Origin of the sequence: Lysobacter helvus (assembly GCF_018406645.1) — a bacterium.
Lineage (GTDB): Bacteria > Pseudomonadota > Gammaproteobacteria > Xanthomonadales > Xanthomonadaceae > Noviluteimonas > Noviluteimonas caseinilytica.
Map to the genome: position 1 here is coordinate 1,213,378 of NZ_AP024546.1, position 17,595 is coordinate 1,230,972.

General features: G+C 68.2%; 18 protein-coding genes and 1 pseudogene. 12 read left to right on the plus strand and 7 right to left on the minus strand.

The genetic code is table 11. The features are described from left to right. Nucleotides 1–3 precede the first annotated feature (3 nt). From LYSHEL_RS05980 to LYSHEL_RS05990, 3 genes are all read right to left on the minus strand, one after another. Nucleotides 4–486: an NYN domain-containing protein gene (locus LYSHEL_RS05980; RefSeq protein WP_244858724.1), complete on the minus strand. Its 483-nt coding sequence runs from the start codon at nucleotides 484–486 to the stop codon at nucleotides 4–6. Nucleotides 487–942: 456 nt separating this feature from the next. Continuing rightward, nucleotides 943–1,212 carry a GlsB/YeaQ/YmgE family stress response membrane protein gene (locus LYSHEL_RS05985; protein ID WP_213436673.1) on the minus strand — a complete coding sequence of 90 codons (270 nt, stop codon included), beginning with the start codon at nucleotides 1,210–1,212 and terminating at the stop codon, nucleotides 943–945. Between the two features lie 213 nt (nucleotides 1,213–1,425). Next, nucleotides 1,426–2,775 (minus strand): AMP-binding protein, encoded by a 1,350-nt coding sequence (locus LYSHEL_RS05990; RefSeq protein WP_213436674.1) that lies wholly within the window; start codon nucleotides 2,773–2,775, stop codon nucleotides 1,426–1,428. Between the two features lie 94 nt (nucleotides 2,776–2,869). Between LYSHEL_RS05990 and LYSHEL_RS05995 the strand changes: the two genes are divergently transcribed. The 9 genes and pseudogenes from LYSHEL_RS05995 to rpmG all read left to right on the plus strand — a co-directional run bounded on the left by LYSHEL_RS05995 (nucleotide 2,870) and on the right by rpmG (nucleotide 8,827). Next, nucleotides 2,870–3,457: a 4'-phosphopantetheinyl transferase family protein gene (locus LYSHEL_RS05995; protein ID WP_213436676.1), complete on the plus strand. Its 588-nt coding sequence runs from the start codon at nucleotides 2,870–2,872 to the stop codon at nucleotides 3,455–3,457. Between the two features lie 12 nt (nucleotides 3,458–3,469). Continuing rightward, nucleotides 3,470–4,120: pseudogene (rsmG, locus tag LYSHEL_RS06000) on the plus strand (16S rRNA (guanine(527)-N(7))-methyltransferase RsmG); the annotation flags it as partial. Between the two features lie 189 nt (nucleotides 4,121–4,309). Then, nucleotides 4,310–5,131 (plus strand): ParA family protein, encoded by an 822-nt coding sequence (locus LYSHEL_RS06005; protein ID WP_213436680.1) that lies wholly within the window; start codon nucleotides 4,310–4,312, stop codon nucleotides 5,129–5,131. Next, nucleotides 5,128–6,060: a ParB/RepB/Spo0J family partition protein gene (locus tag LYSHEL_RS06010; protein WP_213436682.1), complete on the plus strand. Its 933-nt coding sequence runs from the start codon at nucleotides 5,128–5,130 to the stop codon at nucleotides 6,058–6,060. Before LYSHEL_RS06005 ends, LYSHEL_RS06010 begins: the two co-directional genes overlap by 4 nt. Before the next feature lie 88 nt (nucleotides 6,061–6,148). Then, complete coding sequence (locus tag LYSHEL_RS06015) at nucleotides 6,149–7,141, plus strand: SDR family NAD(P)-dependent oxidoreductase (RefSeq protein ID WP_213436684.1); 993 nt, start codon at nucleotides 6,149–6,151, stop codon at nucleotides 7,139–7,141. After that, nucleotides 7,138–7,863 carry a glycosyltransferase family 2 protein gene (locus LYSHEL_RS06020; protein WP_213436686.1) on the plus strand — a complete coding sequence of 242 codons (726 nt, stop codon included), beginning with the start codon at nucleotides 7,138–7,140 and terminating at the stop codon, nucleotides 7,861–7,863. The genes LYSHEL_RS06015 and LYSHEL_RS06020 overlap by 4 nt, the downstream gene beginning before the upstream one ends. Then, a complete protein-coding gene (locus LYSHEL_RS06025) occupies nucleotides 7,863–8,225 on the plus strand; it encodes a lipid-A-disaccharide synthase N-terminal domain-containing protein (protein WP_244858685.1) in 363 nt (120 codons plus the stop codon). The genes LYSHEL_RS06020 and LYSHEL_RS06025 overlap by 1 nt, the downstream gene beginning before the upstream one ends. 190 nt (nucleotides 8,226–8,415) lie before the next feature. Next, on the plus strand, nucleotides 8,416–8,652 hold the full coding sequence (gene rpmB, locus LYSHEL_RS06030) for a 50S ribosomal protein L28 (RefSeq protein ID WP_213436688.1): 237 nt from the start codon (nucleotides 8,416–8,418) through the stop codon (nucleotides 8,650–8,652). 10 nt (nucleotides 8,653–8,662) lie between these two features. Then, entirely contained in the window at nucleotides 8,663–8,827 is a 165-nt protein-coding gene (gene rpmG, locus LYSHEL_RS06035) for a 50S ribosomal protein L33 (protein ID WP_036168663.1), read from the plus strand. A 60-nt stretch (nucleotides 8,828–8,887) separates the two neighbouring features. Here rpmG and acs read toward each other — a convergent pair whose 3' ends face one another. From acs to LYSHEL_RS06050, 3 genes are all read right to left on the minus strand, one after another. Continuing rightward, on the minus strand, nucleotides 8,888–10,858 hold the full coding sequence (gene acs / locus LYSHEL_RS06040) for an acetate--CoA ligase (RefSeq protein WP_213436690.1): 1,971 nt from the start codon (nucleotides 10,856–10,858) through the stop codon (nucleotides 8,888–8,890). Nucleotides 10,859–10,900: 42 nt separating this feature from the next. Then, nucleotides 10,901–11,209 carry an EF-hand domain-containing protein gene (locus LYSHEL_RS06045; protein WP_244858686.1) on the minus strand — a complete coding sequence of 103 codons (309 nt, stop codon included), beginning with the start codon at nucleotides 11,207–11,209 and terminating at the stop codon, nucleotides 10,901–10,903. A 71-nt stretch (nucleotides 11,210–11,280) separates the two neighbouring features. After that, nucleotides 11,281–12,465 carry a DesA family fatty acid desaturase gene (locus LYSHEL_RS06050; protein ID WP_213436694.1) on the minus strand — a complete coding sequence of 395 codons (1,185 nt, stop codon included), beginning with the start codon at nucleotides 12,463–12,465 and terminating at the stop codon, nucleotides 11,281–11,283. 214 nt (nucleotides 12,466–12,679) lie between these two features. Between LYSHEL_RS06050 and mutM the strand changes: the two genes are divergently transcribed. From mutM to LYSHEL_RS06065, 3 genes are read left to right on the plus strand one after another with little or no spacing between them, the layout of a single operon-like run. Further along, nucleotides 12,680–13,498, plus strand: a complete 819-nt coding sequence (gene mutM / locus LYSHEL_RS06055; RefSeq protein ID WP_213436702.1) for a bifunctional DNA-formamidopyrimidine glycosylase/DNA-(apurinic or apyrimidinic site) lyase — start codon at nucleotides 12,680–12,682, stop codon at nucleotides 13,496–13,498. A 53-nt stretch (nucleotides 13,499–13,551) separates the two neighbouring features. Beyond that, entirely contained in the window at nucleotides 13,552–14,115 is a 564-nt protein-coding gene (locus tag LYSHEL_RS06060; RefSeq protein ID WP_213436704.1) for an ECF-type sigma factor, read from the plus strand. Nucleotides 14,116–14,128: 13 nt separating this feature from the next. Then, nucleotides 14,129–16,951 (plus strand): serine/threonine-protein kinase, encoded by a 2,823-nt coding sequence (locus LYSHEL_RS06065; protein WP_213436713.1) that lies wholly within the window; start codon nucleotides 14,129–14,131, stop codon nucleotides 16,949–16,951. Nucleotides 16,952–16,960: 9 nt separating this feature from the next. Here LYSHEL_RS06065 and LYSHEL_RS06070 read toward each other — a convergent pair whose 3' ends face one another. Beyond that, complete coding sequence (locus LYSHEL_RS06070) at nucleotides 16,961–17,584, minus strand: thymidine kinase (protein ID WP_213436715.1); 624 nt, start codon at nucleotides 17,582–17,584, stop codon at nucleotides 16,961–16,963. Nucleotides 17,585–17,595 lie beyond the last annotated feature (11 nt).

A 17,595-nucleotide genomic window follows, 5' to 3' on the forward strand; every position in this document is an offset into this window, starting at 1 on the left:
CGCCTACCAGTCCGCGGGCTTCTTGATCCGAATTTCGGGGAATGCTTGAGGAAGCTGCGAGAGCCGCAAGTGCTTGGACTCGATCCGCCGCGTAAAGGACGCGGCGTTTCGAAGCTCTGCGTTCATCTGCACTTTGGGATCAGCACTCGGATTTGCGACGCCGACCGCCTTTCCCTTCCCTTTCGCAATGCGGATCGCCTCAGCGAGATCGCTGTCATTTGAAATCACCAGCGCTACATCGAATGCATTTTCACAAGCATCATTGACCAGGTGCACCGCAAGATTGACGTCTGAGCCTTTCTCTTCCGTCTTGACCACCTCGACGGTTCGCGGAAGCCCTGGAATGGGCTGGGCGAGGGGCATGCGCACAACATTGCGATAAAAGTGTCCTTCGTGGACCGCCAGGCAATCGATGTGGAACGAGATTGCCTGCAAGTACGCATCCTGGTGTACGTGCTGGTCTGGCTTGTTCGCATTCGGTTTCACCCTGGCAGTGAAGTAGCGGATGCGGTTGATTTGGTTCTCGGATCGCAGAAGCTGTCGAGACAGCGCCAGCAGGTCTAGCCAACGATGCGGCGTACCTTTCAGCGCTCGGTAGTAGGTAGTAGAGATTGAAGCCGTCCACGTAGACCGTGGTCCGCATTTTCCTTCCCCAGAAAAAGCCAAGGCCCCAGAGGGGCCTTGTACCCGCCCACCAGAAGTGGAACGGGGGAGTTTGGATTGGCCGGCGTTGTCCGGCGCGGGCGGACTATGGGCCCCCAGATGGGTGTCGTCAAGGCAATCGTGGGCCGTTTATCGGGCCCGCTCACTTCGTAGCCGGATCGGACCGAATCACAGCTGTTGCTTAGTTCCATGCAAAGAAAAAGCCCGGCGCGAAGCCGGGCTCATCCTGTCGCGGGGCGCAGTCATCCTTGACCGGCCCCGCATCCCATAGGCGTGCGCTTAGCGCACGCGTCCGCGGCGGAACAGATTGACGATGGCGAGCAGGATCACCGCGCCGACCAGCGAGATGATGAAGCCCGTGACGCTGAAACCGCTGTTGATGTTGGCGCCGCTGATGCCGAGCATCCCGCCCAGCCAGCCGCCCAGGAACGCGCCGACGATGCCGACGATGACGTTCAGCAGGATGCCCTGCTGCGCATCCGTCCTCATGATCAGGCTGGCGAGCCAGCCGACGATGCCGCCCACGATCAACCAGATGATGATGTTCATGCATCCACTCCTTTGTTGTTTACGCGATCCGAATTGAGACGCTTGAGACCAGCTTTGGAAGCTTGTCCGGCACCCCGGAACAGGGGGCACGAGTGGAGTTTCAACAGGCACGCGTGAAGGCGGAGTACAGGGGCGAATTCAGCGAATCGGGCCCTGTTTTTCCAGTGTTTCCGGATGCTTGCGCGCGCGTGCCCCGGCACGCGGCGGTGCGTTTCAGTGCGTTTTCAGAAGCTCGGCAAGGGCTTCGCGCGGCAACTTGCCGGTTTCGTTGCGTGGCAATTCAGCCACGCGCTTCAACGGACGCGGCAGGAACACCGGATCGATGGTGCGACGCAGCGCGGCGAGGATGTCGGCTTCGCACAGCGTCGGTGCCACCGCGAGCGCGGCGATGCGCCGCACGCCGGCATCGCCACCGTCGAGCTGGAACACGACGCCGTCTTCCACGCCCGGGATCGCCAGCAGCTTGCGCGTCATGTCGCCGAGCGATGCGCGCTTGCCGGCGATCTCGAGCAGGTCCGCATTGCGGCCGCGCAAGTGGAAGCGACCGTCGGGTTCGACTTCGACGAGGTCGGCCAGCACGACGGGCGCTTCGAGATGCGGCGCATGCACGGCGGTGCCGTCGGGTTGCGGTGCGACGCGCACGCCCGGCAGCGGCGTCCACGCGGTTTCGCACGCGGTGCGGCGGCGCGCGATGACGCAGGTTTCGGTGGAGCCGAACACTTCGCGCACTTCGCAGCCGAAGCGTTGTTCGGCTTCCAGCGCGAGCGCGGCGGACAACGGCGCCGTCGCGGACACGATCGCGCGCAACGGCGGCAACGTGCAGCCGGCGGCGACCAGCGCGCGCAGGTGCACGGGCGTGGTCACGAGGATGCGCGGCGCGCGCGCATGCGACAGCGCCTGCGCGACGTCTTCGGGAAAGAACGGGCGCGCGGCATGCACGGACACCGGACCCAGCAGCGGCAGCAGCACGGACATCTCCATCCCGTACATGTGCTGCGGCGGCACGGTGGCGACGATGTGCGCATCGCCCTCGGGCCACAGGTCCGACAGCGCGGCGAGGTTCTGCGCGGTGCTGCGGCGGAAGCTGCCCCAGGTCTTCGGATTGGGATGCGGGCGGCCGGTGCTGCCGGAGGTGTAGCCGATCGCGACGAGGGCATCGTCGTCGAGCATGGGCAGGTCGCCGGCGCGTTCGGGCAACACATCGGGAAGGCGCAGGTAGCGCGCGGGGGCGGGCGAGAGGGCGTCGTCGCCGATGCAGTAGCTGTCGGGATGCGCGGTCATCGCTTCGTCCACCGCGGCGGGCGCGCGCGACGGCGGCAGCAGGTTCACCTGGCCGCGCAGCGCGACGGCGCAGAAGGCGACGAGGAAGCGATAGCGGTCTTCGCACAGGTTGATGGCGTGGCAACCGGCCGGCAGCCATTCGGCCACGCCGCGCACCTGGTCGAGGAAGCGCGACAGCGCGACATCGCCGGCGGCGCTGAAAACCACCGAGCGGTCGCCTGCACCCGATGCGATCGGCGTGGCTGATGGCGGTTGTGCGCCCGGTTCGATGACTGCCGACATGTGTCCTCTGCGTCCTTTGCGGCCGGAACCGCCCCCTGCCTGTACTTTACGCTGACCGCCCAGCGCGCTGCCGACGGCCTTTTCACGGATCCCCATGCCCCCGCCGAGCCTGCCATCGCCGACCACGGCCGGCCTCCCGCGCTGGACGTGGATCGACCACCGCCGCGGCACGCCGGCCGAACCGCTGGTGCGCGCGTGGCTTGCGTCCGAATTGTCGGTGCGCGCCGAAGCGATCCCGCTCGTGCGCGCTGCGCATGGCCGGCCGCGCCTCGGCGATGCGCTGCGTGCGCTCGACGTGAGCTGGAGCCACAGCGGCGAAGGCTTGCTGGTCGCGCTGGGCGAAGGCGTGGAAGTGGGCGCGGACCTCGAACGCGCGCGCCCCCGCCCACGCGCACTCGAAGTGGCGGAACGCTTCTTCCATCCGGAGGAATACGCCTGGCTGCGCGCGTTGCCGGAACCGGATCGCCACGAATCGTTCCTGCGCCTGTGGTGCGCGAAGGAAGCGGTGCTGAAGGCGCACGGGCGCGGGATCGCGTTCGGGCTGGACAAGTTCGGGCTGGCCGAATCCGACGGCACGCTGGCCGTGCGCGAGGCGCATCCGCACCTCGGCGGCCCGTGGTCGCTGCATGAATGGGCGCCGCGGCCGGGCTATCGCGCCGCACTCGCCTGGCGCCCCCGATAACATGCGCGCCGGATGAACACCCCCGACCCCGCCATCGAATCCCTGCGCCCCGAGCTCGAAGCGGGCCTGCGCGCGCTGCACCTGGATGCCGCGCTCGCCACGCCCCTGCTGGCCTATCTCGCGTTGCTGGTGCGCTGGAACAGCACCTACAACCTCACCGCCGTCCGCGATCCGCGCGAGATGGTCGCCAAGCACCTGCTCGATTCACTGGCGATGCATCCGCACGTGGCGTCGATCGCGGCCGAGGGCGGCGCGCTGGCCGATCTCGGCACCGGCGCGGGCCTGCCGGGCATTCCCCTGGCGATCGTCCATCCCGGGTTGCAGGTCGCGCTGGTGGAGAGCAACGGCAAGAAGACGCGCTTCCTGCGCGAAGCCGTGCGCAAGCTGGGCCTGGCCAACGTGCGGGTCATCGAATCGCGCATCGAACGCGTCGCCGAGCCCGGCCGCTTCGATGCGATCACCGCCCGCGCCCTGGCCACGCTGCCGCTGATCGTCGAACTCGGGGGCGCGCTGCTGCGCCCGGGCGGCGTGCTGCTGGCCATGAAAGGCGCCTGGCCGGTCGACGAGATCGCCGCGCTGCCGGCCGGCTGGCAGGTACGCGGCGCCGCGCCGCTCACCGTGCCGGGCCTGGACGCGGAACGGCATCTGATCGTCGTCGAACGTGCAGGCGACGCGCCGGCCCGCGACCCGTTCCCGGACGACGCACCGGCGGACGCCCCGGCACGCACCGATTCGTGAGCCCCGCGCGGAGCGGGCACGCCGTCCCGGACAAGCGCTCCGGCTGCGGCATAATCCCGGTCCGCACGCAGAGATCCCGCAGCCGTGCAGACCACCCCTGGGGAACTTGACGCCGTGACGGCCCGCATCATCGCTGTTGCCAACCAGAAGGGCGGCGTCGGCAAGACCACCACTTCCGTGAACCTCGCGGCCGCGCTCGCGCGCACGCCCAAGCGCGTGCTGCTCGTCGACCTGGATCCGCAGGGCAACGCGACGATGGGCAGCGGCGTGGAGAAGCGCGGGCTGCGCGCGTCGACGACGGACGTGCTGCTGGAAGAAATGCACGCGTCCTCGGCGATCGTGAAAACGCCCGAGGGCTTCGACATACTGCCCGGCAACATCGACCTCACCGCGGCCGAGATCGAGCTGATGGACGAGGAAGGCCGCGAGCAGCGCCTCAAGCGCGCGCTCGATCCGCTGCGCGGCGACTACGACTTCATCATCATCGACTGCCCGCCCGCGCTGTCGCTGCTCACGCTCAATGCGTTGACGGCGGCGGACTCGGTGCTGGTGCCGATGCAGTGCGAGTACTACGCGCTGGAAGGCCTGAGCGCGCTGATCGACACGATCGAAGCGCTGAAGGGCCGCCTCAACCCGGCGCTGGAAATCGAAGGCGTGCTGCGCACCATGTTCGACGTGCGCAACAACCTGGCCAACGCGGTGTCGGCCGAACTCACCAACCATTTCGGCGATCGCGTGTTCCGCACCATCGTGCCGCGCAACGTGCGCCTGGCCGAGGCGCCGAGCCACGGCCAGAGCATCGTGGCGTACGACAAGGCCTCGCGCGGCAGCGTCGCGTACCTGGGCCTGGCGGGCGAAGTGTTGCGCCGCCAGCGCGAACGCGAGCAGCAAGCGGGCAAGCCAGCGCCGCAAGGACAGAAGGAAGTACAAGCATGACCGTCGCGAAGAAGCGCGGCCTGGGCCGCGGTCTGGAAGCGCTGCTCGGCCCCAAGGCCGCGGCGGAAACCGCACCGCTGGAAGCGCAGCCCGGCGAACAGCTGCGCCGCCTGCCGGTGACGCAGTTGCAGCCCGGCCGTTACCAGCCGCGCAGCGGGATGGACCAGGCGAAGCTGTCGGAGCTCGCCGAATCGATCCGCGCGCAGGGCGTCATCCAGCCCATCGTCGTGCGCGAGATCACCGACGACGACAAGGCCGTCGCCGGCAAGGGCGTGCGCTACGAGATCATCGCGGGCGAACGCCGCTGGCGCGCTTCGCAGCTCGCGGGCCTGGCGGAAATCCCGGCGGTCGTGCGCGTGGTCGACGACCATGCCGTGATCGCGATGGCGCTGATCGAGAACATCCAGCGCGAAGACCTCAACCCGCTGGAAGAAGCCACCGCGCTGCAGCGCCTGATCGACGAATTCGACCTCACGCACGCGCAGGCCGCCGATGCGGTGGGCCGTTCGCGCGCCGCGGTGTCCAACCTGCTGCGCCTGCTGGAACTCCCGAACGAAATCCGCGTGCTGGTGGAAACCAAGGCGCTGGAAATGGGCCACGCCCGCGCGCTGCTGACGCTCGCGCCGCAGGCCGCCATCGCGCTCGCGCGCCAGGCCGCCGAACACGAGTGGTCGGTGCGCGAAGTCGAACATCGCGTGCAGCAGCTCTCGTCCGGCCAGGTCGCCGGCGGCACCGCGCGCAAGGCCAAGCCGGCCAAGGCCAAGCCGCAGGCGGACATCGCCACGCTCGAACGCGAGCTGGGCGAAACCCTTGGCACGCGCGTCAACGTCCTGCACGGGCGCGGCGGCAAGGGCCGGCTGGTCATCCACTATTCGGACCTGGAATCGCTGGACGGCGTGCTCGAACGCCTGCGCGGCAAGCAGGACTGACCGGAGCGGCGCCCCGGCGCCGTGATCTTTCCATCGACACCGCTGCGCTAGCCTGCGACCCCTTTTTCCCAAGGAACGCTGCAACGCCATGACGGCTCCCTACCTCGTGACCGGCGCTGCCGGCTTCATCGGCGCCTATACCTGCCGCGCGTTGCGTGCGCGCGGGATCGACGTCGTCGGCCTCGACAACTTCAACGATTACTACGATCCGCAGCTCAAGCGCGATCGCGTGGCGGCGCTGTGCCCGGAAGTGGAGATCGCCGAACTCGACCTCACCGATCGCGACGGGCTCGCGGCGCTGTTCGACAAGCACAGGTTCCAGCGCGTGATCCACCTCGCCGCGCAGGCCGGCGTGCGCTATTCGCTCGAGAACCCGCACGCCTACGTCGACAGCAATCTCATCGGCTTCGTCAACGTGCTGGAGCTGTGCCGGCATCGCGGGGTCGAACACCTGGTGTACGCGAGTTCGTCGTCGGTGTACGGCGACTCGGCCGTGCCGCCGTTCTCCGAAGCGCAGCGCATCGATCGCCCGCGCTCGCTGTACGCCGCGACGAAGGCCGCCAACGAACTGATGGCCCACACCTACGCGCACCTCTACGGCCTGCGCGCGACGGGCCTGCGCTTCTTCACCGTGTACGGGCCCTGGGGCCGGCCGGACATGGCGCCTCTGCTGTTCTCGCGCGCGGTGCTCGGCGGCCGGCCGATCCAGGTGTTCAACCACGGCAAGATGCGGCGCGACTTCACCTTCATCGACGACATCGTCGCCGGCGTGCTCGGCGCGATGGACGCGGCGCCGGCGCCGGCCGGCGCGGACGCGGCCGAAGGCGGCCCGCACCGGGTCTACAACCTCGGCAACCACACGCCGGTCGAACTCGAGCATTTCATCGCGGTCATCGAAGAAGCCGCTGGCCGTCCGGCCGAAAAGGTCTACAAGCCGATGCAGCCGGGAGACATGGTCGAGACCATGGCCGATACTGCGCGCGCCCAGGCGGACTTCGGCTTCGAACCGACCACGCCCATCGAGGCCGGCATGCCGCAAGTGGTGCGGTGGTGCGCAGGCTATTTCGGAGACCACGCTTGACCAACGCCCCGCAGCTTTCCGTCGTCGTGCCGGTGTTCAACGAGCAGGACAACGTCGGTCCCTTGCTGCGGGAAGTCGTGGCCGCGTTGCGCGGCCGCGTGGAATTCGAAGCGGTGTTCGTCGACGACGATTCGAAGGACGGCACGCTGGCGGCCTTGCAGGCGCTGAAGGCCGAGGTGCCCGAGCTGCGCGTGCTGCACCACGTCCACCAGAGCGGGCAGAGCACGGCGATCCGTTCGGGCGTCAAGGCCGCGCGCGCGCCGTGGGTGGCCACGCTGGATGGCGACGGGCAGAACGATCCGGCCGACATCCCCAAGCTGCTCGAGGCGCGCACCGCCGCCGAGCCGAAGATCAAGTTGTTCGCGGGCTGGCGCGTCAATCGCCAGGATTCGGGCAGCAAGCGCTGGGCCTCGAAGTGGGCCAACGCGATCCGCTCGCGCATGCTGCGCGACGACACGCCCGACACCGGCTGCGGCATCAAGCTGTTCGAGCGCGATGCCTTCCTCGACCTGCCCTACTTCAACCACATGCATCGCTACCTGCCCGCGCTGATGCAGCGCGCGGGATGGCGCACGGTGAGCGTGCCGGTGAACCACCGCGCCCGTTCGGCCGGCGTGTCGAAGTACAACAACCTCAACCGGGCGCTGGTCGGCATCCGCGACCTGATGGGCGTGGCGTGGCTGATCACGCGCAGCAAGCGCACCGGCGTGGAGGAGCGTTGATGCTGCAGGACGCCGTGCCGGTCGCCCAGGACGTGATGAATTCGCCGATCCCGTGGCTCGCGTGGACCGGCCTGCACATGTCCCCGTGGAAGCTGATCGGCCTGACCGGGGCGCTGATGTTCGGCGGGCGGTGGCTGGTCCAGTTCCTGGCCTCGCGCAAGTTCGGCAAGCCCGTGATCCCCCGGGCCTTCTGGTACATGAGCCTGGTCGGATCGGTCATGACCTTGGCCTATTTCGTGTTTTCCTCGAAGCAGGACTCGGTGGGGGTCATCCAGAACCTCTTCCCGGCCTTCACGGCCGCCTACAGCCTGTATCTCGACATCCGGCACCGCGGCTGGCACCGGGACAAGGCTTCCCACTGATTTTCCCGGGGTTTTTGCCCCTGCCGGGTTGTCTGCCCCCCTGCGCGCGGGCATAATGCGCGGCTCGCTGCGACTGGCCTGCCCCTTTCCGGGGCCGTCCGCATGGTCCGGAACCCCGGAATCCATCCCTGCAGCGGGGCCGCCGCACTCCTGGCCAAGGGGTGCACCGCAAACACCATCGAGGTGCGTTATGTCCCGCGTCTGCCAAGTTTCCGGCAAGCGCGTGCAGACGGGTAACAACGTCTCGCACGCCAACAACAAGACCCGCCGCCGCTTCCTGCCCAACCTGCACGAGCGTCGTTTCTGGGTCGCCAGCGAAAACCGCTGGATCAAGCTGAAGGTTTCCGCGCACGCGCTGCGCACCATCGACAAGAACGGCATCGACGTCGTTTTGGCCGAACTCCGCGCCCGCGGCGAAAAGGTCTGAGGAGAACACCATGGCAAGCAAGCGCGACAAGATCCGCCTGATCTCCTCGGCGAACACCGGCCACTTCTACACGACCGACAAGAACAAGAAGAACACGCCGAACAAGATGGAGGTCAAGAAGTACGACCCCGTCGTCCGGAAGCACGTGATCTACAAGGAAGGCAAGATCAAGTAAGCCTTCCTGGCTTGTTGATGCAGCATCAGGGAACCCGCCGCAAGGCGGGTTTCTTTTTGCCTATGCGCCGCGCCGGTTGCGCACCAGCGAGTCCACCACCGACGGATCCGCCAGCGTGGACGTATCGCCCAGCTGCTCCGGCGCGTCCTCCGCGATCTTCCGCAGGATGCGCCGCATGATCTTCCCCGAGCGCGTCTTCGGCAGGCCCGGCGCCCACTGCACGTGGTCGGGCGTGGCGGTCGGTCCGATTTCCTTGCGCACGTGCCCGACCAGTTCGGCGCGCAACGCATCGGTTTCCGCTTCGCCGGCCAGCAGCGTCACGTACGCGTAGATGCCCTGGCCCTTGATGTCGTGCGGGAACCCGACGACCGCGGCTTCGGCGACCTTCGGATGCGACACCAGCGCGCTTTCCACTTCCGCCGTGCCGATGCGATGGCCGCTGACGTTGATGACGTCGTCGACGCGCCCGGTGATCCAGTAGTCGCCATCGGCATCGCGGTGGCAACCGTCGCCGGTGAAATACATCCCGGGATAGGTGCGGAAATACGTGTCGATGAAACGCGCGTGGTCGCCGTACACGGTGCGCATCTGGCCGGGCCAGGAATCCAGCAGCACGAGGTTGCCGGTGGCTTCGCCTTCGAGCAGGCGGCCTTCCGCATCGACGAGCGCCGGGCGGATGCCGAAGAAGGGCGTCATGGCCGAGCCCGGTTTCTGGTCGATGGCGCCGGGCAGCGGCGTGATCAGCGCGCCGCCGGTTTCGGTCTGCCACCACGTGTCGATGATCGGGCAGCGCGCGTCGCCGACGACGTCGTGGTACCAGCGCCAGGCTTCCGGGTTGATCGGTTCGCCGACGGTGCCGAGCAGGCGCAACGATCGCCGCGACGTGCCGCGCACCGGATCGTCGCCTTCGCGCATCAACGCGCGGATCGCGGTAGGTGCGGTGTAGAACAGCGTGACGCCGTGCTTGTCGATCACCTGCCAGAAGCGCGAAACATCCGGATGGTTGGGCACGCCTTCGAACACCACCGCGGTCGCGCCGTTCGCCAGCGGGCCGTACACGGTGTAGCTGTGGCCGGTCACCCAGCCGACATCGGCCGTGCACCAGAAGATGTCGTCTTCGCGCAGGTCGAAGATGCACTCGTGCGTGTAGGCGACGTAGGTGAGATAGCCGCCCGTGGTGTGCAGCACGCCTTTCGGCTTGCCGGTGGAGCCCGACGTGTAAAGGATGAAGAGCGGATCCTCCGCGTTCATCGGCTCCGGTTCGCACGTGTCCGGTTGGCCTTCGACCACCGCTTCCATCCAGCGATCGCGCGGCATCTGCATGTCGACCGCCGCGCCGGTGTGGCGCACGACGAGCACCGTCTCGACCGAATTCGTGCCGGGCATCGCGAGCGCGGCATCCACGTTCGCCTTCAGCGGCACGCGCTTGCCGCCGCGCAGGCCTTCGTCGGCGGTGATGACCAGCTTGCTGGTGCAGTCGGCGATGCGGTCGGCGATGGAACGCGGGGCGAACCCGCCGAAGATCACCGAATGGATCGCGCCGATGCGCGCGCACGCCAGCATCGCGACGACGGCCTCCGGCACCATCGGCAAATAGATCGTGATGCGGTCGCCCTTCGCGACGCCGAGGTTGCGCAGCGCATTGGCCAGGCGGCAGACGCGCGCGTGCAGTTCGCGGTACGTGATGCGCTGGACCGGCGTGTTCGGATCGTCCGGTTCGAACAGCAGCGCCACCTTGTCGCCGCGCATCGGCAGCTGGCGATCGAGGCAATTGACGCTCGCGTTGAGCACGCCGTCGGCGTACCAGCGGATGTGGAAATCCTCGACGTCGAAGCTGACGTCGCGCACCTGCGTCGGCGGGGTGATCCAGTCGATGCGGTCGGCGACGCGGCGCCAGAAGCCGTCGGGATCGGCCAGGGATTCGGCGTACAGGCGGTCGTAATCGTCGCGACGCAAGCGGGCCTGCGCGGCGAAGGCCGGCGGCACGGGATAGACGAGCTTCGCGGTTTCAGTCGGCTCGGTGGCGGCCATGCGAACACCCTCGCGACGTGGGGCGCACAGTGTGCCGCAACGTCAGCGGGGTGGCGCGGCGAGTTCCGATGCGCTGAGGCTGCCGTCGTGGTTCGCATCCTGGCGGCGGAACGCATCGGCCAGGCGCAGGCGGTGCTGTTCGCGGGTGATGGGCTTGCCGCGGCCGCCGGGTTGTTCGGCGGGCGACAGCGTGCCGTCGTGGTCGCGGTCCATCGCGTCGAAGGCGTAGCTCAGCCAGTCCTGGTATTCGACCAGCGAAACGCGGCCGTCGTGGTCCACGTCCATGCGCGCGAGGTACTCGCTGCTGGCCTGCACCTGCGCGATCGCGGGCATCACCGCGAATGCCAGCATCGCGAACGCCACAAACGAAAAACCCGCACGCGAGCGTGCGGGTCTTCGATGTTCCTCGAAGCGGTCGTGCATCAGGCCGACTGCAGCTGGTATCCCTTCAGGCGCGCCGAGAAATCCTGCAGCGCGCGGATCCCGCTGGCCTCGGCCTCGCGGCACCAGGCCTGCAGGTTCTGCAGCGTGGCCGCGGCGTCGTTGCCGCGCGCTTCCAGCACGGCCGCCAGGCGGGCGCGGTGCTCGACCAGCGCACGGATGCGCGGACGCTGGGCCACCCAGTCGTGCAGCTGCTTGCGGGCTTCCGGCTTCAGCCAGCGACCATCGTCGCTCAGGCCCTTGCGGACCGGACGCGGCAGTTCGGCGGCGGCAGCGGCTTCTTCGCGCAAGGCGGGCTTGAGCACGTTGCGCTGGAAATCGGTCATCGCCTGGAAACGATGGGCGAGCAGCGCCTTGATCGTCTCGCCGTCCGGCACGGGGATGTTCGGGCGCACGTCGAGCGTCGGCGCAACACGCAGCACCTTCGCCATGCCGACCGCTTCGAACATCTTGATGACGGCCCAGCCGATGTCGAACTCGAACTTGCGCAGCGCGAACTTCGCCGAGCTCGGGAACGCGTGGTGGTTGTTGTGCAGTTCTTCGCCACCGATCCAGACGCCCCACGGGGTGAGGTTGGTCGCGGTGTCGGAGGTTTCGAAATTGCGGTAGCCCCACCAGTGGCCCAGGCCATTGACGACGCCCGCGGCCCAGAACGGGATCCACAGCATCTGGATCGCCCAGATGGCGATGCCGGGCAGGCCGAACAGCGCGAAGCTGATGAAGAGCAGCAGCGTCGGACCCATCGTGGCGTGCGGCGTGTAGACCTTGCGCTCGATCCAGTCTTCCGGGCAGCCCTTGCCGTACTTCTCGATCGACTCGCGATCGTTGCGCGCTTCGCGGTACAGCTCGACGCCGCGCCAGAAGACGGTCTTGATGCCCTTGTGCATCGGGGAGTGCGGGTCTTCCTCGGTCTCGCACTTCGCGTGGTGCTTGCGATGGATCGCGGCCCATTCCTTCGTGATCATCGACGTGGTGATCCACGTCCAGAACCGGAAGAAGTGCGCGAGCACGGGGTGGAAGTCCACGCCGCGGTGCGCCTGGCTGCGATGCAGGTAGAGCGTGACCGAGAAGATGGTCAGCTGCGTGGCGACCAGCAGGTAGACGACCCAACCGACCCAGCCGGTCTGGACGAGGCCACCGGCCAGGAATTCGAGGAAAGCGTGCATCGTGACTCCATTGAACGAAACGGGGCGCAGGGGCCCGGACGGATCATGCCACCCCGGCAAGGCCATTCGCCCGGGTACGGCCCCGATCCGTGATGGGGATGTTCAGTCCGGATGAAAGGGAACGGCCGCTTTCACGCGACTCGTTCCTACACTGGGGACGCGCACATCTTGCGCCTGTTTCCGTTGCCGGGATGTGGCTGCCACACTCTCCCGCATGCCCGAATTGCCCGAAGTCGAAACCACGCGGCGCGGCCTGGCGCCGCACGTGGAAGGCAAGACAATCGCCTCCGTCCTGCTCCGCCGCCCGGACCTGCGCTGGCCGATTCCGCCCGAAGTCCCGACGCTGCTGCCCGGCCAACGGGTCGACGCCGTTCGTCGGCGCGCGAAATACCTCCTCCTCGACACGGCCGCCGGCAGCGCCGTCCTGCACCTGGGGATGTCGGGCAGCCTGCGCGTGCTCCCGGCGAGCACCCCGGTCGAGGCCCACGACCACGTGGACATCGTCCTGGCCGGGAAAACGGGGCGGGTGCTGCGTTTCAACGATCCACGCCGCTTCGGCTGCCTGCTCTGGCAGGCGCCCGGCGAGACGCACCCGCTCCTGCAGGGCCTGGGCCCGGAGCCCCTGTCCGACGTTTTCGACGGCGACTACCTCTTCGGGCGCAGCCGCGGCCGCAAGGCGCCGGTGAAAACCTTCCTGATGGACCAGGGCATCGTGGTGGGCGTGGGCAACATCTATGCGGCCGAGGCGCTGTTCGCCGCCAGCATCTCGCCGCTGCGCGAGGCCGGCCGCGTCTCGCGCGACCGCTACCACGCGCTCGCCGACGCCGTGAAAAAGATCCTCGCCTACGCCATCGAACGCGGGGGCACGACCCTGCGCGACTTCATCAGCCCGGACGGCCTGCCCGGCTATTTCGAACTCGAGCTGGCCGCGTACGGCAGAGGCGGGCAACCCTGCCCGCGTTGCGGACGCCCGATGAAGGAGGCCAGCATCGGGCAACGCACGACGGTCTGGTGTAACCGTTGCCAGCGCTGAAAAGCCTCACAAGCCCTCTATAAGCGCTATATTCCGCGCTCCTGAGGGGGCGCATGTCAGAGACCGCGGACATCACCGAACTGCTCGACGCTGCACGGGATGGCGACCGCGGCGCGCTCGACCGTGTGCTGGCCACCCTCTACCAGGAACTGCATTCGATGGCCCGGCGCCAGCTCGCCGGCCAGCACGGCCACACGCTCGATGCCACCGCGCTCGTGCACGAGGCCTACCTGAAACTGGTGGGCCGCAACTCCGCCCAGTTCGATGACCGCGCGCACTTCTTCGCCTACGCCGCTTCGGCGATGCGCAGCGTCGTGGTCGATTACGCGCGCCAGCGCCTGGCGCAGAAGCGCGGCGGCGACCTGCACCGCGTGACCGAACTCCCCGAGGAAGTCGAAGGCGGCCTGCGCCTGGACGAAGAAACCCTGGGCCTCGACACCGCCCTGACCCGCCTGGCCGCCGTGGATGCGCGCCTGGCGCAGGTGGTCGAGCTGCGGTATTTCGCCGGCCTGTCGGAACTGGAAATCGCCGCGCTGCTCAAGCGTTCGGAACGCAGCATCCGTCGCGACTGGCAGAAGGCCCGCTTGTTCCTGCTGGCTTCGCTCAAGGACGGCTGACGCCGCTCCCGCCATGGACCCCGAGCGCTGGCAACGATTGTCCCCGCTGCTCGATGCACTCTTCGAGCTCGACGAGGAAGAACGCGAACGCAGCCTCCAGCTGATGCGCGAGGAGGATCCGCAGACCGCGAACGACCTCGAGGAACTGCTGAAGCTCGACTCGGATCGCGAAGACTTCCTCTCCGAACCGCTCGTCGCGCCACTCCCCGGCCCGCGCCCCGGCATCGAGATCGGCCCGTATCGCCTCGAACGCATGCTCGGCGAAGGCGGCATGGGCCAGGTGTGGCTGGCCGCGCGCAATGACGGCCTGTACCAGCGCCGCGTCGCGCTGAAACTGCTGCGCCCCGGGCTGGTCGATCCGAACCTGCGCCTGCGCTTCACGCGCGAACGCCAGATCCTCGCGCGCCTGGCGCATCCGCACATCGCGCGCTTGCTCGATGCAGGTGTCAGCGCGGACCACCAGCCCTACCTCGCGCTCGAGTACATCGAAGGCGAGCCGATCACCGATTACTGCCGCGCGCACAAGCTGTCGATCGAATCGCGGCTGGACCTGTTCCGCCAGGTCGGCGACGCGGTGAGCCACGCGCACGCCAACCTCATCGTCCATCGCGACCTCAAGCCGTCGAACATCCTGGTCACGCCGGCCGGCGACGTGCGCCTGCTCGACTTCGGGATCGCAAAACTGATCGACGCCGACGTCGCGGCGCCCGAACAGACGCGCACCGGCGTGCGCGCGTTCACGCTGCACTACGCAGCGCCCGAACAGGTGCGCGGCGAACCCGTGTCGACGATGACCGACGTGTATTCGCTCGGCGTCGTGCTGTACGAATTGCTCGCCGACGCCAAGCCCTATCGCCTCAAGCGCCAGACCGATGCGGAGTGGGAGGAAGCGATCCTGCTCGGCGATCCCACACGTCCGTCGCAGGCGCTGCAACGCCAGGCCGATGCGGGCGAGGGCGACGTCGCGATGCTGCGCCGCCGTGCGCGCAACGTGTCCGGCGACCTCGACAACATCGTGCTCAAGGCGCTGGCGAAGAAGCCCGAGCAGCGCTATCCGTCGGTCGAAGCGATGGCGCTCGACCTCGAACGCTACCTCGCCGGCAAGCCGGTGCTCGCGCGCCCGCAGAGCGTCGGGTATCGGCTCCACAAGTACATCTTCCGGCATCGCTGGGCGCTGGCCACCGGCTTCGCCGTGGCGAGCGTGCTCGCGGCCGCATTGGCGATCGTGGCGTGGCAGGCGCAACAGGCCGTGCAGGAAACCGCGCGCGCGCAGGCGCTGCAGGATTTCGTCATCGGCTTGTTCGAAGGCGCGGGCGCCGCGCCGCGCGACGATGCGATCGACATGCGCTCGCTGCTCGACAACGGCATCGTGCGCGCCAACCGCGAACTGTCGCGGCAACCGCTCGCGCGCGCCGAAGTGTTCGGCATCATCGCGCGCCTGCGCCTGGGCCTGGGCGATTACCACGAAGCGCTTGCGCTGCTGGATCGCCAGAACGCGATCCTCGCCTCCATCGGCAACAGCGCACCGGCGAGCCTGCAACTGGAATCGGCCACGCAGATCGGCCTGGCGCATCGCTCGCTCGACGACCCGCGCAGCTGCGTCAACATCATGCGGCCGTGGCTGGAACGCGCGCGCCGCGAGGCCTCGCAATTGCCGGCGCAGGTCGCGGAGTTCTACTCGCAGCTCGCACGCTGCCGCAGCGCGATGGGCGAATACAACTCCGCGCGCCAGTTGCTCGAGTACTCGCTGTCGCTGCGGCGCGACGTGCTCGACGACGAAGCGGGCATCGTGGAGAACCGCCTCGACCTCGCCAACGTGGACGCCGACGCCGGCAAGACCAACGACGCCCTGCGCGGCATGCACGAAGCGCTGCAGCAACTGCAGCAGCGCGTCGGCGAACGCCATCCGCTGGCGGTGCAGATCCAGCGCCGCATCGGCATGCTGCAGCGCGAACTGGGCCACCCGGACGAAGCGGCGAAAGCCTTCGATGCCGCGTTGGTGTTGTCGGGCGAACTGCTCGGCGACCGCCATCCCACCACGCTCGCGCTGCACCGCCAGCGCGCCGCGGTATACATGGAACAGGGCTGGCTGGACGTCGCCGAACGCGACCTGCGCGACACCACGCCGCTGCTGATCGAACGCCTCGGCGAAGAACACACCGACGTCGGCAGCAGCTTCTACACGCTCGGCATGCTGTCCTGGGAGCAGGGCAAGATGACCGAAGCCGAACGCGACCTCGCGCATGCGGTGCACATCTGGCGCGCGACGTCGGCGCGCACGCGCCTGGTGCGCGGCATCGCCGACCATGCGGCCGTGCTGCAGGCGATGGACCGCCACGACGATGCGATGCGCGAGGTGGGCGAAGCGAAGCTCATCGCGATCGCCCAGCTCGGCAAGGGCCATCCGCTGGTCGGCGAAGTGGAGCACGCGCGCGGACTGATCCTCGCCGATTCGGGCGACACGACGGGCGCGATCGCGTCGCTGACCGAAGCGGTGCGCCTGCTGCGCGCGGGCTACGGCCCGTCGCACCCGCGCACGCTGGCCGCGCAGTTGTCGCTGGCGCGCGAGCGCGCGCGTTCCGGCCGCCCCGATGCGCTCGCCACCATGCAGCGGATCGCGTCCGACAAGGCAGGCGGCAACGAACCCCGCAACCTGCGCTGGCGTGCGCGTGCGTACCTGGCCGAAGCGCAATGCCGCGCCGGCGAGGCCCTCGCATCGCGCGACGCGCTGGACGTGCTGTCGAACGAAGTGCGCGTGGGCCTGCCGCAGGGCGGGCGCCTGCCGCGCGAGGTGGATGCCATCCGCGCCGCGTGCACCGGGCTTGCGGTGCACTGAGCGCGGCGATCAATCCAGCAGCGAGGGCTGCATCGGTTCGATCGTGCCTTCGCCGCGCATGATCTTCTTGAACTCCGCGCGCGACACCGACACGTAGCGATCGTTGCCGCCGATCTCCACCTGCGGGCCGGCCTGCATCGCATGCCCGCCTGCGTCCACGCGCACGGTCATCGTGGCCTTCTTGCCGGTGTGGCAGATCGTCTTGATCTCGCTCAGCTCGTCGGCCCAGGCCAGCAGGTACTGGCTGCCCTCGAACAGTTCGCCGCGGAAATCCGTGCGCAGCCCGTAGCACAGGACGGGGATGCGCAGCTTGTCGACCACTTCGCTCAGTTGCCAGACCTGCGGCTTGCGCAGGAACTGCGCCTCGTCCACCAGCACGCAATCGAGCTTGCCGTGCGCGGCGATGTCCGCGAGCACGCGTTCCTCGAGGTCGTCGTTGCCCTCGAAGGCGATGCCCTGGGCCTGCAGGCCGATGCGCGAGGCGACGATGCCGGCCGCGCCGGCGCGGTTGTCGAACGCCGGGGTGAAGATCAGCACGCGCATCCCGCGCTCGCTGTAGTTGTGCGCCGATTGCAGCAACGTGGTGGTCTTCCCCGCATTCATGGCGGAGTAGTAGAAATAGAGCTTGGCCATGGACGCGATTA

Bases quoted from the DNA above. Each gene is read 5' to 3' on its own strand.
- LYSHEL_RS06010 (WP_213436682.1), top strand. From the start codon at position 5,128: ATGACCGTCGCGAAGAAGCGCGGCCTGGGCCGCGGTCTGGAAGCGCTG.
- rpmB (WP_213436688.1), top strand. From the start codon at position 8,416: ATGTCCCGCGTCTGCCAAGTTTCCGGCAAGCGCGTGCAGACGGGTAAC.
- LYSHEL_RS06025 (WP_244858685.1), top strand. From the start codon at position 7,863: ATGCTGCAGGACGCCGTGCCGGTCGCCCAGGACGTGATGAATTCGCCG.
- LYSHEL_RS05995 (WP_213436676.1), top strand. From the start codon at position 2,870: ATGCCCCCGCCGAGCCTGCCATCGCCGACCACGGCCGGCCTCCCGCGC.
- LYSHEL_RS06045 (WP_244858686.1), bottom strand. From the start codon at position 11,209: ATGCTGGCATTCGCGGTGATGCCCGCGATCGCGCAGGTGCAGGCCAGC.
- mutM (WP_213436702.1), top strand. From the start codon at position 12,680: ATGCCCGAATTGCCCGAAGTCGAAACCACGCGGCGCGGCCTGGCGCCG.
- LYSHEL_RS05990 (WP_213436674.1), bottom strand. From the start codon at position 2,775: ATGTCGGCAGTCATCGAACCGGGCGCACAACCGCCATCAGCCACGCCG.
- LYSHEL_RS06060 (WP_213436704.1), top strand. From the start codon at position 13,552: ATGTCAGAGACCGCGGACATCACCGAACTGCTCGACGCTGCACGGGAT.
- acs (WP_213436690.1), bottom strand. From the start codon at position 10,858: ATGGCCGCCACCGAGCCGACTGAAACCGCGAAGCTCGTCTATCCCGTG.
- LYSHEL_RS06015 (WP_213436684.1), top strand. From the start codon at position 6,149: ATGACGGCTCCCTACCTCGTGACCGGCGCTGCCGGCTTCATCGGCGCC.
- LYSHEL_RS06065 (WP_213436713.1), top strand. From the start codon at position 14,129: ATGGACCCCGAGCGCTGGCAACGATTGTCCCCGCTGCTCGATGCACTC.
- LYSHEL_RS05985 (WP_213436673.1), bottom strand. From the start codon at position 1,212: ATGAACATCATCATCTGGTTGATCGTGGGCGGCATCGTCGGCTGGCTC.
- LYSHEL_RS06050 (WP_213436694.1), bottom strand. From the start codon at position 12,465: ATGCACGCTTTCCTCGAATTCCTGGCCGGTGGCCTCGTCCAGACCGGC.
- LYSHEL_RS06070 (WP_213436715.1), bottom strand. From the start codon at position 17,584: ATGGCCAAGCTCTATTTCTACTACTCCGCCATGAATGCGGGGAAGACC.
- rpmG (WP_036168663.1), top strand. From the start codon at position 8,663: ATGGCAAGCAAGCGCGACAAGATCCGCCTGATCTCCTCGGCGAACACC.